At 55.2% G+C, this 25,897-nt stretch carries 41 protein-coding genes; 24 read left to right on the top strand and 17 right to left on the bottom strand.

Translation table 11 applies throughout. The features are described from left to right. Positions 1 to 23: 23 nt before the first annotated feature. A complete protein-coding gene (locus HBN68_RS03845) occupies positions 24 to 647 on the bottom strand; it encodes a putative metallopeptidase (protein ID WP_169962728.1) in 624 nt (207 codons plus the stop codon). 532 nt (positions 648 to 1,179) lie between these two features. Here HBN68_RS03845 and HBN68_RS03840 point away from each other — a divergent pair. Then, entirely contained in the window at positions 1,180 to 1,386 is a 207-nt protein-coding gene (locus tag HBN68_RS03840; RefSeq protein WP_169962727.1) for a hypothetical protein, read from the top strand. A 59-nt stretch (positions 1,387 to 1,445) separates the two neighbouring features. Continuing rightward, positions 1,446 to 1,832 carry a hypothetical protein gene (locus HBN68_RS03835; protein WP_169962726.1) on the top strand — a complete coding sequence of 129 codons (387 nt, stop codon included), beginning with the start codon at positions 1,446 to 1,448 and terminating at the stop codon, positions 1,830 to 1,832. Between the two features lie 47 nt (positions 1,833 to 1,879). Here HBN68_RS03835 and HBN68_RS03830 read toward each other — a convergent pair whose 3' ends face one another. The 13 genes from HBN68_RS03830 to HBN68_RS03770 all read right to left on the bottom strand — a co-directional run bounded on the left by HBN68_RS03830 (position 1,880) and on the right by HBN68_RS03770 (position 9,739). After that, entirely contained in the window at positions 1,880 to 2,224 is a 345-nt protein-coding gene (locus HBN68_RS03830; protein WP_169962725.1) for a hypothetical protein, read from the bottom strand. Then, positions 2,214 to 2,549 carry an MFS transporter gene (locus tag HBN68_RS03825; protein WP_169962724.1) on the bottom strand — a complete coding sequence of 112 codons (336 nt, stop codon included), beginning with the start codon at positions 2,547 to 2,549 and terminating at the stop codon, positions 2,214 to 2,216. The genes HBN68_RS03830 and HBN68_RS03825 overlap by 11 nt, the downstream gene beginning before the upstream one ends. 463 nt (positions 2,550 to 3,012) lie before the next feature. After that, positions 3,013 to 3,693: a hypothetical protein gene (locus HBN68_RS03820; protein ID WP_169962722.1), complete on the bottom strand. Its 681-nt coding sequence runs from the start codon at positions 3,691 to 3,693 to the stop codon at positions 3,013 to 3,015. Continuing rightward, positions 3,690 to 4,292 carry a recombination protein NinG gene (locus tag HBN68_RS03815; protein ID WP_169962719.1) on the bottom strand — a complete coding sequence of 201 codons (603 nt, stop codon included), beginning with the start codon at positions 4,290 to 4,292 and terminating at the stop codon, positions 3,690 to 3,692. The genes HBN68_RS03820 and HBN68_RS03815 overlap by 4 nt, the downstream gene beginning before the upstream one ends. A gap of 160 nt (positions 4,293 to 4,452) precedes the next feature. After that, positions 4,453 to 5,040 (bottom strand): DUF1367 family protein, encoded by a 588-nt coding sequence (locus HBN68_RS03810; RefSeq protein ID WP_169962717.1) that lies wholly within the window; start codon positions 5,038 to 5,040, stop codon positions 4,453 to 4,455. After that, entirely contained in the window at positions 5,033 to 5,263 is a 231-nt protein-coding gene (locus HBN68_RS03805; RefSeq protein WP_169962715.1) for a hypothetical protein, read from the bottom strand. Before HBN68_RS03805 ends, HBN68_RS03810 begins: the two co-directional genes overlap by 8 nt. After that, the gene (locus HBN68_RS03800; RefSeq protein WP_169962713.1) at positions 5,260 to 6,078 is read right to left on the bottom strand and encodes a hypothetical protein; all 819 of its coding nucleotides are present in this window, start codon (positions 6,076 to 6,078) and stop codon (positions 5,260 to 5,262) included. The genes HBN68_RS03805 and HBN68_RS03800 overlap by 4 nt, the downstream gene beginning before the upstream one ends. Further along, positions 6,071 to 6,286, bottom strand: coding sequence for a TraR/DksA C4-type zinc finger protein (locus HBN68_RS03795; RefSeq protein ID WP_169962711.1), 216 nt, complete (start codon positions 6,284 to 6,286; stop codon positions 6,071 to 6,073). The genes HBN68_RS03800 and HBN68_RS03795 overlap by 8 nt, the downstream gene beginning before the upstream one ends. Beyond that, positions 6,286 to 7,014 (bottom strand): replication protein P, encoded by a 729-nt coding sequence (locus HBN68_RS03790; RefSeq protein WP_262373442.1) that lies wholly within the window; start codon positions 7,012 to 7,014, stop codon positions 6,286 to 6,288. Before HBN68_RS03790 ends, HBN68_RS03795 begins: the two co-directional genes overlap by 1 nt. A 65-nt stretch (positions 7,015 to 7,079) precedes the next feature. Further along, positions 7,080 to 8,036 (bottom strand): DnaT-like ssDNA-binding domain-containing protein, encoded by a 957-nt coding sequence (locus HBN68_RS03785; protein WP_169962707.1) that lies wholly within the window; start codon positions 8,034 to 8,036, stop codon positions 7,080 to 7,082. Further along, positions 8,036 to 8,863 carry a Rha family transcriptional regulator gene (locus tag HBN68_RS03780; protein ID WP_169963041.1) on the bottom strand — a complete coding sequence of 276 codons (828 nt, stop codon included), beginning with the start codon at positions 8,861 to 8,863 and terminating at the stop codon, positions 8,036 to 8,038. The genes HBN68_RS03785 and HBN68_RS03780 overlap by 1 nt, the downstream gene beginning before the upstream one ends. A 127-nt stretch (positions 8,864 to 8,990) precedes the next feature. After that, on the bottom strand, positions 8,991 to 9,413 hold the full coding sequence (locus HBN68_RS03775; RefSeq protein WP_169962705.1) for a phage regulatory CII family protein: 423 nt from the start codon (positions 9,411 to 9,413) through the stop codon (positions 8,991 to 8,993). Positions 9,414 to 9,499: 86 nt separating this feature from the next. After that, positions 9,500 to 9,739, bottom strand: coding sequence for a hypothetical protein (locus HBN68_RS03770; protein ID WP_047293941.1), 240 nt, complete (start codon positions 9,737 to 9,739; stop codon positions 9,500 to 9,502). An 88-nt stretch (positions 9,740 to 9,827) separates the two neighbouring features. On the opposite strand from HBN68_RS03770, the gene HBN68_RS03765 reads away from it, so the two are divergent. The 4 genes from HBN68_RS03765 to HBN68_RS03750 all read left to right on the top strand — a co-directional run bounded on the left by HBN68_RS03765 (position 9,828) and on the right by HBN68_RS03750 (position 12,445). Then, complete coding sequence (locus tag HBN68_RS03765) at positions 9,828 to 10,595, top strand: LexA family transcriptional regulator (protein WP_169963039.1); 768 nt, start codon at positions 9,828 to 9,830, stop codon at positions 10,593 to 10,595. Between the two features lie 34 nt (positions 10,596 to 10,629). Continuing rightward, positions 10,630 to 10,836, top strand: a complete 207-nt coding sequence (locus tag HBN68_RS03760) for a hypothetical protein (RefSeq protein WP_169963038.1) — start codon at positions 10,630 to 10,632, stop codon at positions 10,834 to 10,836. Positions 10,837 to 10,914: 78 nt separating this feature from the next. Then, the gene (locus HBN68_RS03755) at positions 10,915 to 11,046 is read left to right on the top strand and encodes a YHYH domain-containing protein (RefSeq protein WP_095008981.1); all 132 of its coding nucleotides are present in this window, start codon (positions 10,915 to 10,917) and stop codon (positions 11,044 to 11,046) included. 205 nt (positions 11,047 to 11,251) lie between these two features. Then, positions 11,252 to 12,445, top strand: coding sequence for an ATP-binding protein (locus tag HBN68_RS03750; protein ID WP_169962703.1), 1,194 nt, complete (start codon positions 11,252 to 11,254; stop codon positions 12,443 to 12,445). A 546-nt stretch (positions 12,446 to 12,991) separates the two neighbouring features. Here HBN68_RS03750 and HBN68_RS03745 read toward each other — a convergent pair. Both HBN68_RS03745 and HBN68_RS03740 read right to left on the bottom strand, forming a co-directional pair. Beyond that, positions 12,992 to 13,279, bottom strand: a complete 288-nt coding sequence (locus HBN68_RS03745) for a type II toxin-antitoxin system RelE/ParE family toxin (RefSeq protein WP_095008983.1) — start codon at positions 13,277 to 13,279, stop codon at positions 12,992 to 12,994. After that, positions 13,269 to 13,556 carry a type II toxin-antitoxin system Phd/YefM family antitoxin gene (locus HBN68_RS03740; RefSeq protein ID WP_169962701.1) on the bottom strand — a complete coding sequence of 96 codons (288 nt, stop codon included), beginning with the start codon at positions 13,554 to 13,556 and terminating at the stop codon, positions 13,269 to 13,271. Before HBN68_RS03740 ends, HBN68_RS03745 begins: the two co-directional genes overlap by 11 nt. A 144-nt stretch (positions 13,557 to 13,700) precedes the next feature. Between HBN68_RS03740 and HBN68_RS03735 the strand changes: the two genes are divergently transcribed. From HBN68_RS03735 to HBN68_RS03670, 14 genes are all read left to right on the top strand, one after another. Beyond that, complete coding sequence (locus HBN68_RS03735; RefSeq protein WP_169962699.1) at positions 13,701 to 14,246, top strand: hypothetical protein; 546 nt, start codon at positions 13,701 to 13,703, stop codon at positions 14,244 to 14,246. A 427-nt stretch (positions 14,247 to 14,673) separates the two neighbouring features. After that, positions 14,674 to 14,871, top strand: coding sequence for a carbon storage regulator CsrA (gene csrA, locus HBN68_RS03730; RefSeq protein WP_047280993.1), 198 nt, complete (start codon positions 14,674 to 14,676; stop codon positions 14,869 to 14,871). Positions 14,872 to 15,317: 446 nt separating this feature from the next. Then, on the top strand, positions 15,318 to 15,563 hold the full coding sequence (locus HBN68_RS03725; protein ID WP_052892128.1) for a hypothetical protein: 246 nt from the start codon (positions 15,318 to 15,320) through the stop codon (positions 15,561 to 15,563). A gap of 5 nt (positions 15,564 to 15,568) precedes the next feature. Then, positions 15,569 to 16,018, top strand: a complete 450-nt coding sequence (locus HBN68_RS03720) for a hypothetical protein (RefSeq protein WP_169962697.1) — start codon at positions 15,569 to 15,571, stop codon at positions 16,016 to 16,018. 123 nt (positions 16,019 to 16,141) lie between these two features. Continuing rightward, positions 16,142 to 16,651 carry a zinc-finger-containing protein gene (locus tag HBN68_RS03715; RefSeq protein ID WP_047280542.1) on the top strand — a complete coding sequence of 170 codons (510 nt, stop codon included), beginning with the start codon at positions 16,142 to 16,144 and terminating at the stop codon, positions 16,649 to 16,651. A gap of 43 nt (positions 16,652 to 16,694) precedes the next feature. Next, on the top strand, positions 16,695 to 17,891 hold the full coding sequence (locus HBN68_RS03710) for a hypothetical protein (protein ID WP_169963036.1): 1,197 nt from the start codon (positions 16,695 to 16,697) through the stop codon (positions 17,889 to 17,891). 7 nt (positions 17,892 to 17,898) lie between these two features. Continuing rightward, positions 17,899 to 18,801, top strand: coding sequence for a hypothetical protein (locus HBN68_RS03705; protein WP_052892914.1), 903 nt, complete (start codon positions 17,899 to 17,901; stop codon positions 18,799 to 18,801). Next, on the top strand, positions 18,798 to 19,442 hold the full coding sequence (locus tag HBN68_RS03700) for a lambda exonuclease family protein (protein WP_047280544.1): 645 nt from the start codon (positions 18,798 to 18,800) through the stop codon (positions 19,440 to 19,442). Before HBN68_RS03705 ends, HBN68_RS03700 begins: the two co-directional genes overlap by 4 nt. Then, positions 19,439 to 19,672 carry a hypothetical protein gene (locus HBN68_RS03695; RefSeq protein WP_047280545.1) on the top strand — a complete coding sequence of 78 codons (234 nt, stop codon included), beginning with the start codon at positions 19,439 to 19,441 and terminating at the stop codon, positions 19,670 to 19,672. The genes HBN68_RS03700 and HBN68_RS03695 overlap by 4 nt, the downstream gene beginning before the upstream one ends. Continuing rightward, complete coding sequence (locus HBN68_RS03690) at positions 19,669 to 20,130, top strand: hypothetical protein (protein WP_169962695.1); 462 nt, start codon at positions 19,669 to 19,671, stop codon at positions 20,128 to 20,130. The genes HBN68_RS03695 and HBN68_RS03690 overlap by 4 nt, the downstream gene beginning before the upstream one ends. Positions 20,131 to 20,208: 78 nt before the next feature. Then, positions 20,209 to 20,457 (top strand): hypothetical protein, encoded by a 249-nt coding sequence (locus HBN68_RS03685; RefSeq protein ID WP_169962693.1) that lies wholly within the window; start codon positions 20,209 to 20,211, stop codon positions 20,455 to 20,457. Positions 20,458 to 20,838: 381 nt separating this feature from the next. Next, entirely contained in the window at positions 20,839 to 21,435 is a 597-nt protein-coding gene (locus HBN68_RS03680) for a hypothetical protein (protein ID WP_169962691.1), read from the top strand. A 12-nt stretch (positions 21,436 to 21,447) separates the two neighbouring features. Next, positions 21,448 to 21,837, top strand: a complete 390-nt coding sequence (locus HBN68_RS03675) for a hypothetical protein (protein ID WP_169962574.1) — start codon at positions 21,448 to 21,450, stop codon at positions 21,835 to 21,837. Between the two features lie 63 nt (positions 21,838 to 21,900). After that, entirely contained in the window at positions 21,901 to 23,862 is a 1,962-nt protein-coding gene (locus HBN68_RS03670; protein ID WP_169962689.1) for a DNA cytosine methyltransferase, read from the top strand. Positions 23,863 to 24,025: 163 nt separating this feature from the next. On the opposite strand, the gene HBN68_RS03665 is transcribed toward HBN68_RS03670, so the two are convergent. After that, a complete protein-coding gene (locus tag HBN68_RS03665) occupies positions 24,026 to 24,268 on the bottom strand; it encodes a hypothetical protein (RefSeq protein WP_238933285.1) in 243 nt (80 codons plus the stop codon). Positions 24,269 to 24,391: 123 nt separating this feature from the next. Here HBN68_RS03665 and HBN68_RS03660 point away from each other — a divergent pair, with 123 nt between their 5' ends. From HBN68_RS03660 to HBN68_RS03645, 4 genes are all read left to right on the top strand, one after another. Further along, a complete protein-coding gene (locus tag HBN68_RS03660; protein WP_047273684.1) occupies positions 24,392 to 24,838 on the top strand; it encodes a hypothetical protein in 447 nt (148 codons plus the stop codon). Then, on the top strand, positions 24,838 to 25,077 hold the full coding sequence (locus tag HBN68_RS03655) for a hypothetical protein (protein WP_047273682.1): 240 nt from the start codon (positions 24,838 to 24,840) through the stop codon (positions 25,075 to 25,077). The genes HBN68_RS03660 and HBN68_RS03655 overlap by 1 nt, the downstream gene beginning before the upstream one ends. Before the next feature lie 357 nt (positions 25,078 to 25,434). Continuing rightward, positions 25,435 to 25,668 (top strand): hypothetical protein, encoded by a 234-nt coding sequence (locus HBN68_RS03650; protein WP_047273680.1) that lies wholly within the window; start codon positions 25,435 to 25,437, stop codon positions 25,666 to 25,668. Continuing rightward, entirely contained in the window at positions 25,658 to 25,897 is a 240-nt protein-coding gene (locus tag HBN68_RS03645) for a DUF4224 domain-containing protein (RefSeq protein ID WP_047275871.1), read from the top strand. The genes HBN68_RS03650 and HBN68_RS03645 overlap by 11 nt, the downstream gene beginning before the upstream one ends.

Raw genomic sequence — 25,897 nt, 5'->3', positions numbered from 1 at the left:
ATTCCGTCTATTGCTGTCTAACCTCAGGCCGACTTGAGCAGACAGGTTCCGCAGGCCCTCGATATGTTCAATTTACCCACCTCTGCGGGCTTGTTTGCAGCATCCACCATCGCTTGAACATCAGGGCTTGCGCCATAGCGGCGGACAACACCAACGAACTCTTCCACGTCGTGGCCCTGCAGCTTGATCTTCGGTGCACCGTCTTGGGTGAATGCTGGTTGACCGTACTTGTCGGTCGCGTGAGCCAGGTGATAAAGCTCGTGTTCGATCAGGGCGCAGAACTCAAGGTCGCTGCACTGGGCGCAGTAGTCAGCAGCCAAGGTGATGATGAAGGCCGGCACATCGCCGAACCAATCACGCATCTGTTGCTCCATCCGGGCTTTCTGCCAGCCACCGGCGCGGAACGCTACCTGTTCGGCCTGACCGAGGACTGTGCGGCCTTGCTTCTCGAAGCTCGACGATGCCCACATGATCTGGATGTCTGCGTCCAATAGGTGGGCATGGTCTGGGTTGTGGATGCTGCCGGTGTTGGCAAGGATCTCGGCCTGGAGCCATTCCCGCACTTCGGGGGCTGGGGTCAAGCGTATGCCGAATTCGGATAGGTCGGAAAGCTCAAGCGGTGACGCAGGAGGCATCGGCCTGTGCATTTGGTGTGCGTCCTGTGATCAAACTACACGAGCGCTAGTAACTACACGCAGTTGAGTGGCGGGCGAGATGTCAGAGTGCTTCAATCGAGCCTCACTTTAAAAAGGAGATGTGCAATGGAGTTTCTTAAACCGCTCAGTATCTTTTCGCTGGGCTTTTACTCGGCAATCGGCGTCGCTGTGCTTATTGCCCTGTAGCAGATTCGTGGATGAAGCGTCAGCCGATGCCAACTGATCGTGTCTGGGCCTATGTCATCATTGCGGCACTTTTAGGGCTGTGTATTGGAAGCTTCGCTCAGGGGTTAACCGAGATCCACGCCGAATGCGCAGCCTATGGTCAACCTGTTGGTCCGTGCATCTTCAAGCACCTCAGTCTGTAGGCATCTGACAGCGGCCCGACAGAGGTGCGTTCGATCGCCTCCCAGTCGGGAGGCTTGGTTGTCATAAATTGTCTCAAGTGGAGTTAAGGCTGGCGTTGAAATAGTGGCAGGTTGCCGGTATTTGTGTAATTCAACTCACACGCAAGGAATACAGCATGTCCGAGACAATCTTCAACGCAGTTACAAGTGCTGGCGAGAGCCGCAGGATTGATCAGGCGGAAAAACGCGCCTACGCCGTAGCGGCAGCTCTTGAAGTTATTGCTGCCAAGGCATCTGGCGCCGATGCAACCAACCTTGATCGCGAAATTGGGAAGCTGTCAGAGTACGCCGACCGCATTCAGGAAGCGCTGAAAGTGAAGTGACCTGCCAGTGCCGCACTCACCTGCGGCACACCTACCCCGCGCACACGATGGAAGAACAAATGGAACTGGACCACAACGAAGCTCTGGCAATTATTGCCGAACTACAGAGATGGCATGACGAAGCCTGGAGCCTGATTGATGATGTCGCCGATAAATCAAGACTCTCGCCAAACAGCGTCGACCTTTTAAAAACCCGGCTGACCAAACTGAAGGATGAGATCAAAGACGCGGCCAAACACGAAACGCTATCGCGCAGGAAAGCACCAAAAACGGACTTGGAACAGTTCTTCTTTGGCCCAGCTGTTAGGAGCACGTCCGCGAACTTTCGAATGAGAACCGATACGAGTCCACATAGCGAAAAGTGGAACCAGGGACTTCACGAGGTAGAGCACGAGCTTTCGTACGCGCTTCACAATATTCAAGGATCCCTCAAGAAAAACGCTTAGCTTAAGAACTGCACCACAATCTGGCGCATTCCAAAACGTGGCGCGGATTACTTGCTCCGTCGATCGATACCGCCGGGCGCCTTATCACAGTGCAGGCAGTGCTCGCAGTTCAGCGTCCGGCACAGCCAGGCTTTTACTCGCTGCCAGTACATGACCATGAAGATATGGCGTAGACCGGCCAGAGCCAGGAACACAAGAAGTGTCGTGCCTGCGGTAGTCGGCGCGAGGAAGATGTTCTGGTTGCGCGCCATCACGACGAAGCCGCTGATGGCAATGACCGAATAGATCAGCTTGCCAAGGATGCCATCTCGCACCTTCCCGCTTACCACGCACCAGAACGCCCACAAGGCAATCAGGCCGCTGGTTATGGAGTTGATCAGATCAAGGCTCATCGCTTCTGCCTCCCCCGAACCTCTGACGGATAAGCGCCCAAAGGTCGGCCGCTTTAATGGCTCGGTTGATTGCTGCGAGGAGTGAGCCGCCGAAGGTGCCCAGCAGAAAGCCGATGCCGGCAACGATGCTCGGCTCAGTTACGCCTAGGTAGGCACTAACCATTCCCGTCAGGTACAGAGAGCAGGAAACCCCGGTGATCAAGAAGATCATCCAAGCCCACCAATCGGTCAGGTCGTCTTTATGCCACCAGCTGGCAACGATCACTCCAAACAGACCCGCTATCAGGAGGTCGAGCCTGTCGAGAAGGCGGTGCAGAAAATCCATGCGCTCGACTCCGTGGGGCATGTTTAAACGAAAAAGCCCCGCACGAAGGCGAGGCTTGAGAAATTACTAGCAATAAAACCCTTGCGAGGGCCGGGCTGCTTCAGTCAAGGCTATGCAGGTTTGCGCGCTTCTCCTGCATGGTTAGATCACCCTGCTTGCGCGGATTGCCGCACATCCAACAGGAGCAGACCTTGCCGTGGTTGGCGAATAGCCCGGCATTGCGCTGGTTAGTCGTCCAGCAGGCATGAAGTCGCTGCTTTCTATAGAAGCGAGCCTTGACGCGTGATGTGTCGTGTCGACGTTGTGCTCTTGGCATAAATCCTCCTAGGCCGAAGACGACTAAGCCCCGGCAGATTTCTCTGGCGAGGCTTTTTCGGCTCACTCCTACACACGCAGGAATGACAGGATGGGTAAATAATGCGACATAGCGACATGATCTTGCAAGCCCTTTTGAGGGGCTATTTCACGCCGCCTCGCACTCCAGCACTCCAACCGCCTCAAGCATGTGTTGCGCATCGACCAAAGCCTCATCCACCATCGATTCCAATGCCCCCTTGATGGTCTTGTTCCAGCGCTGATAGGTACGCTCCGTCAGGCCCTGGGAATCCCAGTTGGTCATGTCGTAGTTCGACCCAGTGAGGACAATCATCTCTCCCGGCTTCGTTTCGGCCACTGACTTGGCGTGCTTGTTGGCTCGGTCTACGTCCGCGTCAGCCGCAGCGTTGCGCCAATCCCACTGCCCTTTTTCTTTGTTCTCCCGGTGCTTCGGTGCTTTGACCTCGACCGCCGTACGCTGTATGCCCTTTGACTGCTGCGGCACAGCCCAGACCAACACCGCCTGCTGAGTAAAGCGCAGTGGCGCAGGCGAAGACACAACTGCGACAAGCCGACCGATGGAGTCGATCTTGCGTCCACGGTGGGTGCTGTACTTGGCCACCAATGCGTTCCAGTGGCGCGGACTGAGCTGGGCATGCAGAAGCTTGTGCACGATGCAGTCAGCAAGCAGAGCCGCCTCTTTGCCTACGATCTCCCCCTTCTGCTTAGCGCACTGCACCTTAGGCTCAAAGTCGCAGCCGCCAGCAGAGTTGATGGTTTCCGCTGCCAGAGCGCGGACGACTGCAGAAATGACGTTTTGATAGTTCATGCTGCCGCCCTCTTCAATTCTCTGGTCTTTGCTCGGTATTCGGCCTTAATGACCTTGATCTCATCTACGGTGTACTTGCGGGCCGAATGAGGCCCTTCCAGCCAATTAACCTTGTCGACACCGACGCGCTGTACCAGACGAATGCGATACTCCACAGCATTGCCCGACAGGTTGCGGTTGCACCTTACGCACTGCCGATGGATGTTTAGCGGCTCAAATCGCAGCTCAGGGCAGGCACCCACAGATCGGTAATGCCCGGCATCCCAACGGCTGCCGGTCATAAGGTCGTTATCGTTCGGCGTCGAATCGCAACTGATGCACGGCAGGTGCGCGTCACGCAGGCGCACATACTCGTTCACTGCGGCCTGAGCCTCGCGCAGGTGATCCGCCCTGCTCTTCAGCTTCTCCTTGCGGACCTTGATCTCCCGGCGCTCAACCTGAGCCAGCGACTTGCGCGCCCGGTCGAGATTCTTTGGAGCATCCAGAACTGCGCAGGCCGGGCTACATACTGCTTGACCAAGACGCACGGGGGCGAATGAGGCCCCGCAAGATGCAACTCTGCATTTTTTCGGCTTTGGAGTTTTTCGGGCAATGGTCATAGAGCCTTCCTTGCAGCACGCTCAACTTCAGCTTTACGCTCTCGGCGCTTCCGCTCATAGCACTCAATTGAGCGCTGGCGACGCCGATCAATGAAGTGGCCTGCAATAACTCCGAGGAGGACGACAAGAAACATAACTATCCAGAATTGATCTGAGGGGCTCATGCATAGCTCCCGATCTGATCAGCAGCACTCAAGGCGTCCTGCTCCGTTTCGAAGTGCGCCGACAACACCAACCGCCAGCAGGCGTTGAAAACGTCGCGATACAGCGGCTCAAACGCCAGATCATCCATACTCGACCAACTGATCGACTTGGCCTCTTTGCGGATACTTTCAGGGGTGTGCACCAGGTGGAAGTGTCCTGCTTCGATCGTCACCCACTCGCGAAATGCTTCACGACTTTTGTCCACTGCCGGAAAACGATCTGCGCGCGAAGACTCAAGGCCTGAGATATACGCAGCCACCGCATCCGACAGCTGCCCAGGCTTACCGCTTTGCGCTTCGAAGAACTTGGCCAACCCTTGAATCCCGCGGAGCTCTTGCCGAGGAATCAGGCCGCCAACCGGCTCCCAATACTCCCACGCCAGATCCAGCATGGAGAAGAACTTGCCATGAAATTTTGCGTTGCGCATTTTGGTGAATTTGCCGTGGATGACCTGGCCCAGCTTCCACTTCTGGGTCAGCTCGCGATCAGCTTCAGTGGCTGGCACGAGGCCTTGGGCGGTACGAATAAGAGCGACCTCAGCCATTTTTCACCCCCGTCTTCATACTCACTTTCCCCTCAGCCTCAAGCTGGCGCATGGTTGCGCGCAGGGTCTTGAGGTCGTAGATGCGGATCAGTGCGCGAAGGCTCTTGTTTGCGATCACAGCAAGTACGGTCCCGATAACAAAGAGCATCGCCGCAATCAGCACGATTCCGCCCGTGATCATTAGGCCGTAGCCAAGCCACAAAGCGATTGATTCCAGAGTCATGACTGCTCTCCCTTGCCCATGGCGGCGGCTTCTTCCCATGGGAAAGGACTGTGCGACTCGAAGTCAGTCTCCCAGTGCACTGGCTCCCTCATGCCTACGTTGTCGTAATGCGCCTGGTAGTGGGCGCACTTGAAAACGTAAAGGCCCGAACCCTTCTCGAAATAGTCCTCCCGATATTCAAGGATTTCAGCTTGGATCAAGGCCAACTGCTCGACGGTAATCTGGCCGGTGATAGCGCTGATGAATGGATCGTCGCCTTCGCTGTGAAAGACCTCAATCCACACGGACTCTTCTTGATTACGCCATGCGTTGGCGTCGTACTGGTTTTGCGCATTATCGTCGCGCAGCACCTCGTTCTCGGCCTTGAGCTCGTCGCGCTCGGCACGAAACGAATCACTGAGCGCCTTGTTCTCGATGTTCAGCCTGTCCCAGCAGCTGGCGGTTTTGGCCAACTGCTCGTTTTCAGTCTTGAGCTTGTCGATGTTCCCTTCCTGTCTGCGGATTCTCGACGCCGCCGCCAGAAGAACGATGGCGAACGGGTCGCTCTCGCCAAGGTCCGAGTTTTCCTGAAGCGCTTGGGCATTATCGACCAGCTCCTTGATCAGGTCTTCCGCCAGCCAGTCATGCGGACCTTTCAGTGACTCGTTCTCGGCGATCAGGGCCAGGATGACTTCAGGCGATGCCGCTTCGGTAAAGCGGTCGTTCGCCAAGCTCCAAGCATCGCCAATCTCATTGTCCTGCGGACATTCGTTGAATAGATCATTCGCAGCGGCCAATTCGACGGCTAGCCGCTTCAGTTCAGAGTGATCACCCACGGCGCACACCTCGCATTTTCAAAGCAGAACGCTCGGCACAAGTGATGCACTCCTGAGCACCGGGAACAGCCAGACGGCGCCCTTCTGAAATCACTTCGCCACACTCGCACTCATGAGCACTTTCGCCGGCATACACAACCCGGGCAGCAAGGGCTGAGGCCAGTTCTTTTTCAATACGCTCTTCTGCAAAATCAACGTCATCGGCCATTAGAAACTCTCCTTGCTGCGCTGTGGTTCGCGCTTGATATTCATTCGTGCCAACAACTGGGCGCGTGCGGCCCCGCCAGCAGACGGGATGCCTTGGATTTCCAGTAACCGGGCTTGACGGCGGTTGCCGTATTCTTCCGCGCGTTCCAGCTCGCTTTTCTGGCCGTCGTGAGCGATGCCCATAGCGATGTCCTCCATAGGCAGCCCCTGCACCAGACGGCGAATGGTTATGTCGTAAGCGCGGTCGAACACCTTGCCGGCCTTCTCGGGGATCAGGCTGCCAAGGTTGTGCATCTCGCATTGCAGCGCGGCGTGACGCACAGCGGGATGCGACCAGACCCGTGCATTCGACCGACTTGGATGCAGGTTCTCCAGCGCCTCACGAAAAGCCTTGTCGTGGGATGGAATGCCGAGCATCTCCGGGGTTGGCAGGCAAAGCTTGATGAACTTACCCACGCTCGGCGCAAAGTCCGTACCGAGATCGCGGCAACGCTCAATGCCGTAGCGGATCTGTTCGAGCGTGTTGATCCCGGAAACGATGAACGCCTTGATCCAACTGCGCTTGGCTGCGCTCAAGGCAAGGTCAGTCGGCCACGCCTGCTTCCAAGCCGGGAAGATAGCCTGCAGCTCTTTGAACAAGGCGTTAACGACGCCAGCAGTACCTGGAGCCAGCGTCTTCGGGATTACTGGCGATGGTGGGGGTTGATAGCCGGCCATGGCACCACGCATATCCTCGGCAGCCCCCGTAACCTTCATGAGCCGGGCAGCGCTTCGTGGTGGTTTTGGTTTATCGCTCATAGCGCACCACCCAAATCGTCAGCCCAGGCAAGGTCGTCAAAGTCGGGACCGTTAACTTGTCGGCGAACCGGGAACTGTCGGACATTGCTCGCACGGTTCTTGTCGTCCTTGACCCACTTGACCAGCAGGGATACCCATTTTGCTTGGGTATTCAGGGTTCCAGCTGTTTCGTGGTGAGCCGTGAATGGTGCAACAGCCTCTTGGGTGAACAGATCGGTGGATACGCCGAAGTGAACGCAGTAGGTTTTCAGGAGATTGGCGTCAGGCTCCCAGTCCAGGGTCATTTCCACCGGAGCTTTTGGGTCGACAGGTTGTGGGGTTAATTCAAGACCGGGCTGAACCAAGGCAATTTTTGCCTCAGTTGGATTTTCCCCAACTGCCGAGGATTTCTCGGGTGTTGGTTTTTGCTTTGGCCCGGCTTGCGAAGTTTCTTCGCCTGCGTTGAGAGAGTGGTGTTGATCCCTTCCATTCCCTTCTACATCTACATCCCTTCCGGGGGTGAGGACTCGACGACCATTCGACGAGTCGTCGGCGATTTCTCCCCCACCACTCGACGACTGGTCGACGACTTCTTGTGGATTTGTAGGTGCAGCATCGCCACCATCGCCCTTGTCATCGACGACTGGTTGCGGAGGCTTCGGATACTTGAAGGTGCGCTTTTCGATCTTCTGGTGCTTCCAGCCGTTCACATGCAGGTAGTGCTTGCCGTCGACGGTATAGCTACGGGTCAGGCCGGTGCCTTCCAGCTCCCCCAGTAGCTCGCTGACTGCCTCAGTCGTGATGTCGTCACCAGGGAAAACAAGAGCCTTGATCGTGCGAGGTGCGTGCGGGTGATTGCCGCCGTCATCGCAGAAGTTCCAAAGACCAATGAAAAGCAGTCGAGCAAGCGGCCGGTTTTCCATGACCTGCTCACTCGACCAGAACTCTGGCTTAATTGTGCGGATACGGGCCATTACTTCACCCCCTTCCCGACCAATGCGGCCAGTTCAAGGAAGCGATCCACATACCAGTGAGGCTGGGTCTCGCGTGGGCACTGAGGGCTTGTGAGGTTCTTGCCGAACTTAAGGCCTTTGTCAGTCACACCCCAAAACTCCACCGTTTCGCGCTTCGAGTTCACGCGTGTCAATGGTTTCAGGAAGCCGTGAGCTGCCAATGCGCGATTGAAAGCGGCGGCGGTGCTGCTGATGCCGTTTTCTTTGATCAATGCGGTAACGGCCTTGGTCGGCATAGAGCTGCCACCAGTTGCGTCTGATGCAGCATCAATGGCATAGCCCGGCAGAAACTTGGCGTCGAGCCCGTTGTTTGCGGCGATCTGAGCCAACATCATCATTTTGCTGGAGGGTGCAGGTTTCAGCAGACGATCAAAGCATTCGAGGATTGCCAGCTCGCCGACGATCTTCGGGTTGCTTGGTAGCGAACGTGCGCGCTCGCGATCCTCAAGAGCCGTCATGCGATCAAAGACAAGCGCTTGAAGCTCATAGCTGTAAGACATTGCAATAAGGCAGGCTTCGCGCTTGGGGAAGACGAAGCACTTTTGAATGCGACTACGAGTATCGAGGTAATCGGCTGAAAATTTAGCCGATTGATCCGCCCCGAGAACACGCGGAACCTTTGCGATCAAGTTCTTGTGCGTCAGGGTAGGTTCGCTCTTATCGCGCTTCGAATTGATGAAGTCGACCAGCTCAAGACTGGACATAGAAACACCCCGCGCCACGTTTTCAGATTGCGAAAAACGTGGCGCGGGGTTGTTGGGGCTATTGATATGTGACTGGGTTTGCATATAATCGGCCTCACAAAGTGTTAATGAATCAGCCACCATGCCCGGTGGCTTTTTTGTGCCTGGGATTTGGTTCTGCATATCTACTAGTGCGCAGTCGTAGGGCACCGATCCGCGCATGCGCGGAAAATCAGGCAGCCTTAACCGACGAATCCATCACATCCAGGCTCTGCCGGACGTGATGGATCTCTTGGCGAATAAGGTTTTTTTCGAGGCTATTGACGTGGTTATCTTCGAGAGCCGCATGGACAGCGATAGTCAGCTCAGCCACTTCCTTGCCGACGATAGCCAAGGACGATGTAAGCCCCTGTGCCTCAGGCGGGCTCTTAGGGCTCAAGTCAAAGCCGAATTCATTAGCCAGTGCTGCCAGTGGTCGCATATCCCCGGCGTGGAGCAAGATCCCAAACAGATGCTCAATCGTCAGGTGGTGGGCGTCGTTGTCGGGGTTGGCGCGCTGGAGCAGGCTCACATGCGCAACACCCATTTTTGCCGCCAGCGTCTTCGCCTCGTTATCCAGAACAGCGCTCTGGCAGGCCCGTAGAAAGTCTTCCATTCGTAAAACCTCTGTTTTGTTTCAGTAGTGTCCCGCCCAGGAGTGAGCGAGAATTTACTTACTGGATCGGAGAGCGAGTGCTTGATTTAGCTGGCAAGCCTCAACGCTTGCCTGGGCATGAGTTCCAGCAGGAGCCATTCAGCTGTGAACTGCCCAGAAGATGCAGCTGCCAATAAGTGGGCGTAGCGGGTTTCACCTGAATACTCAGTGCGAGGTAAAGATTCAGCTGCGATCCATTTGTAGATAGCTCGCTGGCTGACACCACAAATTGCGGAAGCCTTTGCGACCCCTCCTACCTTGGTGATTGATTCTTTGAGAGCGCTCATGGCGTGGCCCTCCGGCCCTAAATATGAACTGTCGGTACATATTAAGTCGGAACTGAAAGTACATGCAAGCTCATGCGATATTGAACCTATGGTTCATATAGATGATTTGAGGGCGGCCTTCGTGGCTCGCCTTAAAAAGGCCCTTGAGGCAAAAGAGATCCCGCAATGGGGTGCTGGCGCTCGTCTGGCCAAAATGGCAAAGGTCACACCAAAAGCGGCAAGTAAATGGATGAACGGCGAATCCATTCCTGGCGCTGCCAAGATGTTAGCGCTCGCTACCGCACTGGACGTTACTGTCGAGTGGCTGCAGCACGGGTCAGGGCCAGGTCCTGGGGAGCTCCCCCAAAAAAACCATTCCGCTTCTCCCCCAGCGCAATTGATGTCATCACGTCAGGGGCTAATGTCGTGCGATTTGGTAGACGATACTGAAGGTCTATACACATTCATCGATCAGTACGACGCGCGAGCTGCAGCCGGCACCGGCTGCGAAAACCCTCACGTCGTTCTGCGCAACACCCTTGCCTTCAAAACCGAATGGTTACGCACCAAGGGCGTCAAAGCAAAAAACCTCAAGGTTATCTATGCCCACGGCAACAGCATGTGGCCAACGATCAATGACCACGACGTCATGCTCGTCGATGAGTCATGCATTGATCCGGCTGACGGTCAGATCTTCGTTATGTGCAACCTTGACGGGGAAATTGTGAAACGACTGGTGAGGTCGGAGGACGGTGCCTGGATTATCCGCAGCGATAACCCAGACAAGTTCAAATACCCGGACCAAGTGCTTTCAGACGAAGAAATCAACGAACACCGCATTTTCGGCCGTGTGATTTGGCGAGGTGGCGACCTTTGAGCTGTATCGCAGTTGCGCTGCAGGCGAATTGATGATGGGCGAAAAGCCTGGTCAGACCGCGACGGTAACCGCAGCCGATATTGAAAGATCTATTCAAGAGCTGAACAAAATGGCTGAGCGCCTTTGGGGCAATGGCCGTGAAGCCGAGGCAAAAGCTCTGCTCGATGCTCTGGATGTTTTAAATCGGGCTCTGGATAGGATCAAGATTGGCGAGAATGGGCGGGTTGTGACGCTTCACTAAGAGCAGCTCAAGCCGTAACGACCGAGTTATCTGGCTTGCTCTAAAAGCAAGACTTCTATTAATAACAGGATGTTAAATATGAAAATTATCACTTTGGTACTGGCTGCAGCACTGGCGATAACCTCTGTATCTGCTATTGCCCACGGCGGCCGCACCGACAAGCAGGGATGTCATAACGACAAAAAGGCTGGCACTCGGCACTGTCATTGATCCCTACCCGGTTTATTTAAAGCCAGGAGATCGCCTTACCCTCTCACCAACCCCAAGCACGAACTCAAACGCAACCTTTAGGGGGTCGCCTCTGATCTAAAATGATCTGCTATCGAGTTGACGGAGATCGCTGAGCTGTTGACTTCTACTAAAACTCAGCCCATATTCAACAAAATTTTGTTGAATTCTGTCGAGCAATGTCAAAATGCTGCATTCCCTAACCTTCTCGAATTTCTATTCCTTTTTGGAGGAAGTTGAAGTTTCGTTCGCCATGGACGGCCGCGCAGCAGAAAATGAAAAGAGCTGCGTATCCAAAGCTGCAGGTGGCAGAACGAGTAAAATCTTGGCCGTAATAGGTGCAAACGGCGCTGGCAAAACAAACGCAATCAAACCATTTGCTTTTATCTCTTGGTTTATATGCAAGTCGGTAAATCTGCGACCTGATGCTGGCACCTACACACGCCAGCACTTTCTGAAAATGGACGAACCATCATCACTCCAAATGATCTTTGAAGTAAATGATAGATTATTCAAATACAACTTAAAGATCGATTCAAAACAGGTTCATGAAGAAGCACTTCACGAAAAAACCAGCCGCCAGTGGAGCTGCATCTTCTCGAGAGAACTTAATATCAAGGAAAAACAGTACTCCTTCAATCTTAAGGGTTTTGGTTTCGACAAGCGGACAGCAAGTAAGGTAAAGAAAAATTCATCACTGATATCCTTTGCCGCACAGCAAGATAATAAATTTGCATTAATGCTGACGGATTACTTTTCTAAATTCCACACAAACATAAATGCTAGCGGCAGGGCAATATCAAACGATTATCATGCCCTTATAGAGGGTACAGAGTTCTATGAGCAACACGAGGATTACCGTGAGCTAATGGTTTCTCGCCTGAAAAAGTGGGACCTGGGCTTATCTGACATAAAACTTACCAAGCTCAAGCATGTTGATGAGAAAGGTGAAGAGTTTGAGATGACAATGCCTTTTGGCGTTCATACAATTGGCGATGAGTCATTTGAGATGCCTCTACTTACCGAGTCAAGCGGCACTCAATCTGCTTATGTACTTCTGAGTAGATTGCTACCAGTACTCAAGGAAGGTGGCGTGATGGTTTATGACGAGCTGGAATCTGACCTCCACCCTCACATGCTAGACAGCATTTTGGACTTATTCTTTAACCCAAAGACTAACCCCCACAATGCGCAGATCGTTTTTACTACGCACTCGGTAGAAATATTGAATGAGCTACAAAAATGCCAGATACTACTGGTTGAAAAAAATAATGGCGTCAGTGAAGCGTGGAGGCTGTGCGATATGAGTGGAGTTAGGAGTGATGATAATTTTTACGCCAAGTACATGTCTGGTACTTATGGAGCGGTGCCAAATATCTAATCATGAAAAAGCCAATCCGACGTACTAACAACACGATTTTAATGGCTGTTGAAGGGTATACAGAAGAAGCTCTAATCAAACACCTGAAGTCGATATATTGCGGTCGGGACTCGTTAGTTTCCGTCACGATAAAAAACGCCAAGGGCAAAGGCCCAGAAGGGATTGTGGAAGCAATAAAATCTGCAAAACGGACTGGTGACTATAACCTGATTGGCGCTGTGTTCGACGGAGACATACAAATATCTAAAGATGTAAATGCATGGCTAAATTCCAATAAGGTTTCTCGGTTTATCTCAACACCGTCCATAGAGGCCACCCTGCTATCTGTTCACACGATCAAGCCTGGTAGAACTACAAAAGACTGTAAGGACTTGCTTCTTAACGCTTTCGCAGGAGACTCGACGGACGAATCCTTTTACGCAAAGCACTTTGCAGGTTGCGTCATAGAGCGAGGCAGAATGAGCTCATCATGCCTAAATGATTTGATAATTTTCATGAGCCGGAAAGTCTAGCAAGAGAGCTCTGCGCCGGGCTTCTTGCATCTACCTACCGCTTCCCCGCCTGCTCATACACTGAGCTGCGCTCCCGCTTACCAATGGCGAGAACCAGGATGACAATCCGCTCATCCTCAACGCGATACACGAGCCGGTACCCTGCCCCACGCAATTTGATCTTGTAGCAGTCCTTAAGGCCGTGAAGGGCATCGCCCGGTACACGCGGATGACTTTGTCGCTCCTGAAGCTTTCGTAAGAACTGAAGACGAACAGCGCCATCGAGCTGTCGTAATTCTTTCAGGGCTTTTGGGTTCCACTCAACGTCGTACTCAGCGCCCATTAGCGATATCTGCCTCAGCCTCGCCAATAAGATCATCAAGTGACACGCGGACAGGTTTCTCGCCAGCCTCGATCCGGGCTTTAGCAACTTGCGCTAGTTCCAGATCATCCAGCCGTTCAATCATTGCCTCATAGACGTCCGCCGGAACCATATAGCCCATGACACGGTTATGGTTCAGTACGGCAACCGTGGCACCGCCCGCACCGCTCAGCACAGCCGAAGGGTTTTTTTTCAGCTCGGAAACGCTGACGGCGACATTGGCCAAAACATTCTGCATATTTAAGACTCCTTTTAAGGTCTTTATTTTGGTCTTTATTTCTCATTCAGGCAAGCGGGACCTTCCCATCTCACTCTCAGCCCGATCAATGGTGAGCAAATGTCCAGAGTGTTAAAGTTCGGTCTTAATTTAGGGAGAGATCCAATGAAAGGCTTCGGTACATTTGCCCTGATAGTGGGCATCTGCTGGGTAGTTTTCGCACTAAGCATGGACGTCTCAGTGTCAACGGGCATGGGAAGAGTTAACAACCTTGGCCTAATGGCAGACCGCCAGGTGCACACGATTGTTGGCGGGATGATAGCGCTGGCCGGCCTGGTGATGATGTTGCTGGGAGGTAAAAGCTCGACACCAGGCCGCGCCGAGACTGCCGAACACGATACTCGCCACTGCCCTCTTTGCGCCGAAACCATCAAAAATGCTGCCGTCAAGTGCAAGCACTGCGGGGCAGAGATTGAGGCTGTGTCGCGAATCAATCCTGCTGTGGGCTGGACGGTCCGCATACCCTGCAGGCCAGGAATGGAGTTTGAGGCAACGCAGAAAATAGTGAGTTCGGATGGCTGGCCTTGCGATAAGCCTGATGGCGCAGTGGTCGTCATAGGTCCCTATGCAGAAAAGCAAGATGCCGTAGAGGTCCTGAAAAATTTAAGAGTTAGCCACTCAATTTTCGGGGAGCTCTCTTATAAAGCATAAAGTGGGAAAAGCCTTTTTCAGCCGCAACGTAGCCCGCTCAATGCGGGCTTTTTTTGGTCCGCACGAAAAATATGTACTTTTGGTTCTTGTTTTTAGTGAACCTTTAGTACATATTTATTCACGGGCCGCGAACAAACGGCTCAGCAGCGAAGGCTGCACTGCTCTTTAACAACCTGATGGACGCCGAGCTGGCCGATGCATAGCCAGCGGACGTACTGCGCAACGGTACGCAGCGATTCGACCTCATGTCGGCGCTGGGCACAGGACACCTCATTCGGAGGGCGCGCTGGAGAGGCGCGTAACAACCTTACGGCTAAAAGCCAGACGGAGTTGACGTGAAAGCGAACGTCGGCCTGTGCAAATGGAATTTTTCACTGATGCACCTGAGCAACCGGGTGCATTGGGAAAACAACCAGGGAGAAAGACCATGTTGATACTTACCCGCCGCGTAGGCGAAATCATCCGCATCAAAGACGACATCAACATTCAGGTGCTGAGCGTAAGCGGACAGCAAGTGAAGCTTGGAATTGTCGCGCCGGCTGATGTTGCGGTTCACCGGGATGAGATTTATCAGCGGATTCAGGCCGAGCGCGAAATAAGTTCAGCCTTGGCTGTAAGCGACTAGCCCTAGCGTTGACTTCCATAACTACCTTGCCTTCCCCCGCACGTATCAGCCGGGTTATAAAAAAATTGAATTAGATAGTTGTCTTCCCGGTCAAGAATTATGAACGCAGTAAATCTGACGAGGTAACAGCAATGACTATCCAAGCAGAGACACTCGTACAGCTGACCGAAGCACTTAAAGAGCGAGGCCTAAATCTGATTTCAGATATCCACTTCACTCGCGCTCCTTATCGACACAATCATCTCTGGATCTGCACCGTGGAGTAATGATCCTGTTTGCTTAGGGTTAGCCGTTAAAGCTAACCCTTGGCGCCTCTCGCGATACGTTTCTAATCCGCACCACCCCCTCCTCTCGCACTCAGCCTTCCGCGCCATTGACGATCAGCGGAATGATGGAATGCATCCCTCTGTATCTGAATTGACCACCTCGTCTGCCTGGAGGCGACCATGAACCCAAGTCACCGCGCTTACTGTGATGTAGCGCTCGCAATGCACCAGCGCCGAAACATGTCTGTAGCAATCAGCCTCGGACTGGTCGGCTCCACCCAGCCTAAACGTGCCCCGCGCTACCGGGTGATCCCAGTGAGCGGCGAGTTCTTCCACATCGTCGATGCCCGCACCAATAAGGTGAAGGGTTTTCGGCGCGACCATAACGCCGCCTGCGCTTATGCGCGCAAACTTGAGCAGGAGTAAGCGCCATGACTGACTTTCTCGATACCGTCGAAGGCCCGGACTGGCTTCACGATGCAATCAACACCCTGATCTGTGGCGATAACGTCACAGCGCCGCGCCCGTTCGGCAAGTCAGTTGCTCTGGTCACACCGCAATCGCTGTACGAGGCATTGGCGGAACACCTGGGCGCTCAAGAGCAAATCGCCCCGCTGCTAACCGACAACCGCGAATATCCGATTGAGCGGATGATTTGCGAAATCGTTGCCGGCGGGCGCCGCGTTTATGGCACAGCCTATGATTTGGCCTGCTCTGCTCTTGGTACGCCCAAGGTCAAGCATCACCCCACAGCGCTGCACGATGTAGCCGAAGCTCTGATTCGGCCTTGGGCTAATGATTACGGTCAGGCCCGCGCTGAAGAACTGGCCGCAGACGCTGCGGCGGATCGGTTCGAGCAGCGTAAGGCAGATGCCGCGTGACCAACCGCCAACGCCAGCGCCGCTAGCTGCTGTGGCGCGGTTCATTCCCTGCCCTTGCCATCTTCACCGTCTTGATGCTGCTCAGCGCTTTCGCTGATCGAATCACCCAATAGGTCACCCACCATGCCAATCGATCCTCGGGCTAACGCCCCCGAGCGCATTGCTGCGCCCGCTCCGCTGCCTCACGTCAGTCGCCGCGCACTTAAACGCGTCAAAAATCCAATCCCTGCTCCAGCAAGCTGCCGCTACTGCAATGGCGAAGTGCGCCTGGTGTGCAACTCTGAAATCTACAACGGGCGCAGCTACGGGGATTGGCCCTATGCCTATCTCTGTGATGGCTGCCGGGCATATGTAGGCCTGCACCCGGACACGGACATTCCTCTCGGAACACTCGCTGACGACAAGCTCCGGGCAGTCCGTAATCGCAGCAAGACCGCCTTTCACGACCATATGCGAAAGGCGGGCCTAACCCGGACGCTCGCCTATCAATGGCTGGCCAGCCAAATGGGTATTGAGGTCGGCAAGTGCCATTTCGGATGGTTTGACCACGCTGAATGTGTCGCCGCCGAGAAGGCCATTAAACAAGCCGTCCAGCCTACCGCAATGGCTCAGGCATTCGCCAAAGCTCAATAACCCCAACTTTTTACCGCTGCGAGCATCGCGGCAGGGATTCCTTATGTCCGCAGAACAGCAACTGGCGATCCTGCCAGCTAAAGAAGTAGCCCTGGCAGTATTCAGCGCCCCCAGCGGCCTCGACCCGTACCTACAAAGCGTCCGGGAAGAAATCGACAAGTTCAACGCCTCGGCACCTGACGTTAAAACCAAAAAGGGCCAAGACGCGTATCGCTCGATTGCTTACAGCCTGGCGGGATCAAAAACGAAACTCGACAGCCTGGGCAAAGAACTTGTTGCAGAGCTGAAGGATGTACCGAGGAAGATCGACGCCGAGCGCAAGCGCGTTCGTGAGCTGCTGAGCGCGTGGCAAGAGGAAGTTCGCAAGCCGCTGACTGACTGGGAAGCCGCAGAGCAGGCTCGCAAGGATCGGCACGTCGATGCCGTACAGGCAATTGCGGATTTTGCCCTGGATCTGTCGGACGTCACCGCCGCGGTACTGCTTGAGTCTATCGCCTCGGTTGAGGCGGTGAAGATGGGCGAGCACTGGGAAGAGTTCGAGGCTGAAGCTGCCCGCACCAAGGATCAGGTTCTGGACAAGCTGCGCGCCATCCTCGCCGCCCGCCAGAAATACGAAGCCGAGCAGGCGGAACTGGTGAGGCTGCGCGCCGAAACAGAAGCGCAGGCCCAGCGCGAGCGTGACGCCCAAATCGCCCGGGAAGCTGAGGAGCGCGCCCGCCGCGAAGCCGAGCAGCGTGCACAGGCAGAACGTGATGCCTCAGCCAGGCGTGAAGCCGAAGCAAAAGCCGCCGCTGATCGCCGGGAGCTGGAATTGAAGCTGGCTGCTGAGCAATCGGAGCGCGCCGCCGCCCAGGCAGCGCGGGAAAAGATCGAGTCGGAGCAGCGCGCCGCGCAACAGAAGATCGACGACGAGCTGCGACATAAGCAAGCGATAGCTCAGGCCGAAGCCGACCGAGTCGCTGCTGAACAGCGTGCAGAACAAGAGCGCATTAACTCGGACCGCCGCCAAGCCGAAGCCGCTGAGCGAGCGAGACTCGCAGAGATCGCTCGGGCAAATGCCGCTGCCGACGAGATCAACCGCCAAGCCGCCGCGCGGGAGGCGGACAAGGCGCACAAAGCAAAGATCAACCGCGCCGCGCTGGACGCATTTATCGCCGGCGGTATGCCCGTGGAATGCGCGAAACAGGCAGTCACCTTGATTGCTCAGCGCAAGATTCCAGCCATCGCCATCACTTACTGAGGTCGTCATGAACGAAATCATCCAAATGCCAACGCGTGAAAGTGCCGGCCTAACCGCTGCAGAGGTGCATCGCTTCTCGGCAGTTGAAATTCGCCAGCGAGTAAACCTGGTACAGGAAGTGATGCAAGGCATCATGAAGCGGGAAACGCACTACGGCACCATCCCAGGCACCCAGAAGCCAACCCTGTACAAGCCGGGTGCAGAGGTGCTCTGTGTGACGTTCCGGGTTGCGCAGGAATACCGAATTGAAGATCTATCCGGCCCAGCCGTAGCACGCTACCGGGTCACTTGTGTTGGTCGTCACCAGATGACCGGCGTCGCCCTCGGCGAAGGCGTAGGCGAATGCTCGTCCAGCGAAGAGAAGTACAAGTGGCGCAGCGTCATCTGCAAAGCGGAATTGGACGCCACTCCGGAGAATCTGCGCCGTAAGAAATACTACAAAAACGGCAATACGGCCGACCAGATCCGCACCGAACCAGCAGACCTGGCCAACACCATCCTCAAAATGGCCTGCAAGCGCGCCATGATCGCAATGACACTCAACGTCACTGCCGCTTCGGACATATTCACGCAGGACATCGAGGACTTGCCTGAAGAGCTAAGACCACAGGAATCCTTTCACCCCAATAGCCAAAAGCCCACCCCCGCCCCGCACAACGCTGAACTGGCGGCACACTGGGTTGCTCAAGCAAACGCGGCTGTAACGCCAGAGGCGCTGACTGAAGTTTGGAAGGCTGGAGTCGCGGCAATCAATGAGGTCAAAGACACAGCTTCGTACGACGCGCTTAAGGCCGCAGTAACTGCCCGTGGCACTGAGTTGAAAACCGCTGCGGTGAAAGCTGATCCAGAACCGGCAGAGGAAGTCTTGCCTGCTGAAGAAGAAGTCGAATTTGAAGAGGTGAACGAATGATCATCGTCAATTGCACTCAAGGCTCAGAAGCCTGGCACCAAGAACGGGCCGGAGTCATTACCGCAAGCATGTTCGGTGATGCTCGCGCCCGACTCAAATCGGGCCCCAATAAAGGCGAGCCGACTGCAAAGGCTCTTGATTACGCCTTCCGTCTCGCAGTTGAGCGTATCGGCGGCAAGCCTCTGGATAACGGTTTTGAAACGTGGCAAATGCGCCGAGGCCACGAACTCGAACCTGAAGCCCGAATGGAGCATGAAATACAAACCGGTTTAATCGTGACTCAAGTTGGATTGGTCAAAACGGACGACGGCGTGTTTGGCGCAAGTGCTGACGGTTTCATTGGTGATGATGGCGGCGCCGAGTACAAGTGCTTCCTCGCCCCCGAAAAACTTCGCTCATTCCACATCGACAACGATGCCAGCGAAATAATGGACCAGGTGCAAGGCTGTATGTGGATCACTGGCCGAAAGTGGTGGCATATCGGGATGTATTGCCCTGACCTGAAAGTGGTCGGACGCCAACTTTGGTGGCAGGAGTTCAAGCGCGACGATGATTATATCGAAAAGCTCGAAGCCGATCTTTGGCAGTTCAAGCTTTTGGTGGACGGGTACGAGGAGAAACTGCGGAGTAAGGCTGCATGATCGACAACCAAATCCTCGCAAGCACCCAACGCCAAGCCCAGCTGGAGGCCGCAAAAGCGGCCTTCTTCAATTCTGGCGGGCAGATCACTCAAGCGCGCGGCTTCGCATTCAAGCCTGTGTTCCCGGCCCGCTCCGACAAGATTGACCCCGACACCATCCTGAAGCGCCGCCGCATTTCGCCAACCCACGCTGAGCGCAAGATGCTGCGACGACTCACGGAGGCCTTATGAGTAAGCGTAAGCCTCACAACATCCGCACTCGTATCGAACGATCCTGCCGTGCACTGCTGAGTTCAAGCCACGTTGCTGTGGTGAACATCGACCCCAGCGGCCGCCAAGGGCTGATCAACTGGGCAAACTGCAAGAACGTCGCAGGCCGCAAAGTTGTAGATGCTGTCTGCGACATCCCGCATCGCTGGACGGTCTACCTCAGCGTTCATTGCGTCGATGGCCCGGGCTCCCGCTACACCAAGTCAGTAGAAATAGCGCCTCAAGGCGTTTACCTCGCCGAGCATCTGACAGATGCAATCGAGACTGCATACAAAACGCTACTCGCGCAGTGCAACCCGAATCATGTAGTCGCGTCAGGCTGGATCGCTATTCCGTCCGAGGTTTCGCTGGACGAAGCTCAAGCTGCGCGAGTATTTGATGCGGTGGGTGCCTGGAATCAGCAAAAGGTCGCGGCATGAGGCGCATAGCCCGCATCCAGCAACGCAAACGTCAAACATGGTTGGCACTCCCGGCCACTGGATTAGAAGGGGTAGGCCATGGCCAAAACTCCAGCAGAACGCAAGCGCGAACAGCGCTCGCGAGACAAATTGAGTGCACAGGAAAAAGAAGCGCTGTTGCTGTCACGAAAGATTGTCACAGCTCTTTATCACAACGATGACGCCGCACTGAAACGGGTGATGGCGCGCAGCGGAATTGATGAAGAACAGGATTTGATATCGCGCTTCATCCGTGGCGCGGATCGCATGACTGATACTCAGTTGGCCGAATTAATCCGCTTGCAGTAACTGTCACGCCCAAGCGTCACAAACAACAAATGATCACGCGGCGCATCCGGTCACGGAGGGCCGCTCCTAAGAGCACATAGCATCAATGGCTATCCTTGCATCGCTACTTACGTCAGCTTTAGCTTGGTCTTGATCCTTCCAGACCTTGCCTGCATACCCACGGGGTGGGAGCCCTTCTATATCGAGTCTTGAGGTCACTCCACTCGGGGAGACCTTAAAGTACATTGTGAATATGCAGCCTTTGTGAGCATCTCTGAAAGAGTGAAGCATAGAGCCACCGTGATCGGCCTCAAGCCGGTCACACGTATTACTCCAATAACTACCAAATAGCCACTATGTCGCATCCGGTCACGGAGGGCGGCGCCTGACTGGAGATAATCCATGGACAAGAACACGAAGATCCTGATACCGGAAATCCCCGGCGAATGGACGCAGCGCCTGCTCTCGGGGAAAACAAACATCTGGAATGAAGCCCGACACGGCAAGCCGCATACCAACGGTTTGCCAGAGGTTCGGCTTGATCCCCCAGAAGTAGGGCTGTACGCCGAGCGAATCGATGGCGCCTGGTACTGGATCTCTGGTTGCGCAAAGTGCAACGGAAGTGGTGAGAAATACAGCTACTCGGTGTGCGACAAGCACAACGTCTGCCGCCTATGCAGCACTCACCGCTCTAAGCTCACGGAAGCACCGTGGGGCCACCCTGAAGGCTTCACCTGCAAACCTTGCCAGGACGCAGAAGACGCCGTTGCGAAAGCCGCAGCGCTGGCCAGGGTGGCCGAGACCGACTATGACGAGTGGGATTATCGCAATCTGGGCGAATGCAAATGCCCGCACTGCGCGACGGTCATTCATATAGAGGCCGAGGACTATCGCGATCAGAACATGGAGTGCGACACCTGCGGTGGTTTATTCGAGCTACAAATCGAACTCGAACCAAATTTTACCACTACGGTGATTGGCGAGCGTGTAACCGCCTGATTGGAGAATCCGATGAGCACATTTGCAGTGCTTGGAATGACCCGCGACGTTGCGCTGGCCGAGGCCAAGAAGCGCACCAAAGGCACCCGCAAGAACTTGAAGGCACCGGGAGGTGTAGAGCCTGTTCCGTTGGCCGAATGGCTGGAGCTGGTCGAGAAGAAGACAGAGCAGATTATGGGGGGGGGGACAGTTCGCCAACTCTCCCCGCTGTTTGATGCCCCGCAGTACGCCGAGCAGTTCATTGAGCTGGCCCGCAAGACCATTCAATGCCGGGATTTGCGGATCAGAGCGAAGCGCATTATGACCGATGCCGAAGGCAAGCCAATCATCAACCCGAAAACGAAAGCGCAACGGGTTGGGTTCTGTGAGTGGCACCCTGCACAGCGTACACAAGCCGCGTAGCTACACCACTCCGCTCTACCCACTCCCATCATTCAACATCACGCCGCCCGGCGAGGTCTGATCATGTCTGCACATCAGAAGAAATACCCTTTCGACTTCAAAACCCAGTACGGCCTTGGCTTCCACCAACAGGACGATGAGATCGTCGTGGACTTCTTCTGCGGCGGTGGCAGCGCCGGTACCGGGCTGGAAATGGGCCTTGGCCGTGCTGTAACCGTCGCCAAAAACCATAGCCCTGCCGCAATTAGCATGCACACGATCAATCACCCGCATGCCAAGCACTTCACCACTGATGTGTTTGAGGGCGACCCTGATACTGAATGCGGTGGCCGGGCCGTGGGCTGGTTCCATATGTCGCCGGACTGCACCCACCACAGCCAGGCTGCCGGCGGCCAACCGCGCAAGCGCGAGATCCGCAACCTTTCGTGGATCGGTCTCAAGTGGGCAGGCATGAAGCGGCCCCGGGTGATCAGCTTGGAGAACGTGAAGCAGATCCTTCAGTGGGGGCCACTGGTGGCAAAGCGCTGCAAGTCGACTGGGCGTGTCATCAAGCTGGGTGGCGGGATTGCCGAGGCAGGCGAAGTTGTACCGGTTAACGAACAGTTCTTGGTGCCCGATCCAAAACGCCGCGGCCAAACGTGGGCAGTTTTCGTGGCTGAATTGCAGCGCCTGGGCTACGCCGTCGAATGGCGTGTGATCAAGGCCTGCGACTTCGGCGCACCGACCAGCCGAGAACGTCTGTTCATGATCGCACGGTGCGATGGTCAGCCTATCGTGTGGCCTAAGCCCACTCACGCAAAAAACCCCACCAAGGGCCAGCAAAAGTGGCGCACCGCCGCCGAGTGCATTGACTGGTCAATTCCGAGCAAAAGCATCTTCGGCCGTAAAAAGGATCTGGCCCCGGCCACCCTGCGCCGGGTGGCCAAGGGCATGCGCAAGTTCGTACTGGACTCGGCCAAGCCTTTCATCGTGCCGATTGCAAACTGGTCCGGGGAAAGCGTGCAATCTGCGGCCGAGCCGCTGCGTACCGTGACCTCCTACCCCAAGGGCGGCGCCTTCTCGGTTGTGAGCCCGGTGTTGGTTGCTGCCGCACATGGCGAAGGCAAGCCCGTAGGTGTTCAACGCTGGGGTGCTGGAAGCAGATCTGCTGGTGAGCCGCTCGGAACAGTCACGGCAAGCGGCGGGCACTCAATAGCGGCAGCGCACCTGGTCAAGTTCAGGTTCGCCGACGAAGGCAAGGCTTTGGACGAGCCATTGCCCACTATTACCAGCGGCGGGAACTACAAGCGCCCAGCCGGTGCTGCGCATGCAATGGGGATTTCAACGGTGTTCATGGCGCAGATGAATGGCGGCTTCAACACCACCGCCGCCAAAAGCATTGAAGACCCCATGACCACAGTGACCAATACAGGCAGCCAGCAGCAACTGGTCACCGCTAACCTGGTGCACTTGCGCGGTAACTGCGATGCGCGTGATTTGAATGACCCACTACACACCATCAGCGCCGGCGGTACACACCACGGGTTAATGACGGCATTTCTTGAGCGCCAGTTCGGCGCAAGTGTCGGCCAAGCCCTGGACGAGCCAACTCCAACAATCACAGCGGGCGGTGGCGGCAAAAGCTCTCTGGTTGAGCTGCAACTGTCGCCGGAGGTTGAAGCCGGTGCACTGAGGGTCGCGGCATTCCTGATCAGCTACTACGGCACCGAGAATGTGAGTGACGCCAACGAGCCGACACCCACCATCACCACCCGCGACCGTCTGGCACTGGTCACCGTGACCATCAAAGGCACGCCGTATGTAATCGTCGACATCTGCCTGCGGATGCTACAACCGGCAGAGCTGTACAAGGCTCAGGGCTTCCCGGGCGACTACATCATAGGTTACGGCGCCGATGGCAAGCCCTTTACCAAAACCCAGCAGGTTCATATGTGTGGCAACAGTGTCAGCCCGCCGCCGATGGCTGCACTTGCCCGGGCGAATGATCCATGGCGAGCAATCGAGCGTCAGGCGGTGGCAGCATGACCGCGCTCCGCCGAACCGTCCGGATCAATGGCGGCCCCATGCGGCCGCTGGACTTGAACGTCATGTGCGACCAATGCAACAAATCACGTGCCCACGCCCCCAGACCAATTCAGCAAATTGCACCAAGCCCAAGCGGTTGAGCTGCACTTGCAGAACAAATAGTTCAACCTAATTGGCTATCAATGAATGTTTTCGCTGCTTCAACCGCTTCAGCTAATGCGCTTGGGTAATCAGGCCAGTTCTCGACCAATTCAGCAGCCGTAACACCGAAACCAGACACATCGCTCGCGTCAACAATATGTACTGCAGCAGGTGCGCTGTCGTTAGGCTTCATCCAATAAAATTTTAAATATACAGTCTGCCCCCTATATCGATGCGTCAACGACATCTGTTTTTCATATTGCACGAAACACACTCCTTTATTTCCAGATAGTTACATCTAGCAAGCCTACTTTAGGTCTCATCCACAAATACGCAACTGCAAAACTAAATACCATAGATCAGCCGCTACAGCGGTAAGGACGAAGTCATGCCTGAAGAAAAGAAGAAAGCCTGGCCGGACCACTTCCGTTACATCGACACCATTGGCCCGGATGGTCTTGAGGTGCACTGCATCACTTACCAGGTTATCGGAGAAACCACGCAGTGCTACTACATCGGCGACACCCATACCTGTGACCTGATCAAGGGTCCGCAATACAGCTGGACCGCCGAGGCGGTGAAGAAACGCCGGAAGCGCGTGCTGAAAGAAGGTGGTAGCTGGGGCAGGCGTTTTGCCTACACCGACAAGGCACTGGCACTGCGCTCGTACAAGGCACGCAAGTCTTGGCAGATGCGACATGCACAGCTTTCAATCGAGCGCGCCAAGGCAGCCATTGGATATTTCGGCAACCTTGAAGTCGAAAGCACGGTGCCGGCGGAGGCTGTAACCATTCCGAACGAATACATTCAGGGCTTGGGCTGGGGTGACTACTGATGACTATCAAGCCAAAACCCACCGATGCCGAAATAAAAGCCCAGATCATGTATTGGGGCTCGCAACAGATGACCTATGTCATTCGTAACGGTCTGAGCATGGCCGGGCACAAGGGATTAAAAACCAATTGGGTGCGCCGCCAGCTGGAACGCCTGGAGCGCGCCGGCCAGGTTAAGCGCGTGCCATCAGTTTATGCCAGACAGATCTGCTGGGCCTTGGTCGAGGTGGTGAGGCCATGAGAGCTGTTCGTCGTTTTATTGATGATCCTGCCGCCCAATACGGTTTCCGGTCAGTGCCCGCTACCTACGAGGACGCCGAAAAGATTACCGGCTTTCGCCTAGACCGTCGTATCAACTACGCGATTACCCAAGAAGGGGAAGTTGAGCAAGAAAGCTGGTGCACCCTTGATTGCTCCGGATGCAGTTGCGGCTGCGAGGGTGGATGTAGTTGTGGCCAGCCCGCGGGATGCAGCGAATGCGGGTACACAGGCAAACGGCGGCATCACTTTGGCTTCCCGCCCTCCCCACCAGATCGCAAGGACTCCTAACCCCAATCCCTCTACATGCCAGCCGTAGTTCGGCAGGCAAGGATTTTCTATGCCCTCACTTCAAGCTCTCAGCACCAAACAGCTCTGCCTGTTCCTGCTGGTCGTCACGCTTTACCTGATTGCCAGCGTTACATGGTTCTGCCTGGCTATCCTTCCGCTAACCGAAAACGGCTCTGACGCTCATCTGGTTGGCGCATTCGCCGGTACCGCGCTTTGGATTGTGGCCGGGTATTCGATTGCCATTTATGTAATTGGGACACCAGGAGGCAACCATGGAAACTGAAATCCTCTCAGAGGAAGAGCTGGCCGATCTAACTGGGTACAAACACCGCGGATATCAGCGCCAATGGCTTAAAAACCGCAATTGGGTCTTTGTCGAAAGTCGCGGCGGTCGCCCTCTCGTTGGCCGGATGTTCGCACGCATGAAGCTAGGAATAATCTCGCCAACGCTGGCAACCCAACCCCCGCCACCCGCCCCTACCTGGACTCCTGACTTTTCTCGAGTAAGTTGA

It is taken from the genome of Pseudomonas sp. WS 5078 (genome assembly GCF_012985745.1).
GTDB lineage: Bacteria > Pseudomonadota > Gammaproteobacteria > Pseudomonadales > Pseudomonadaceae > Aquipseudomonas > Aquipseudomonas lundensis_A.
Note: the sequence above shows the minus strand (reverse complement) of the source record. Positions and strands in the feature narration are given on the sequence as shown.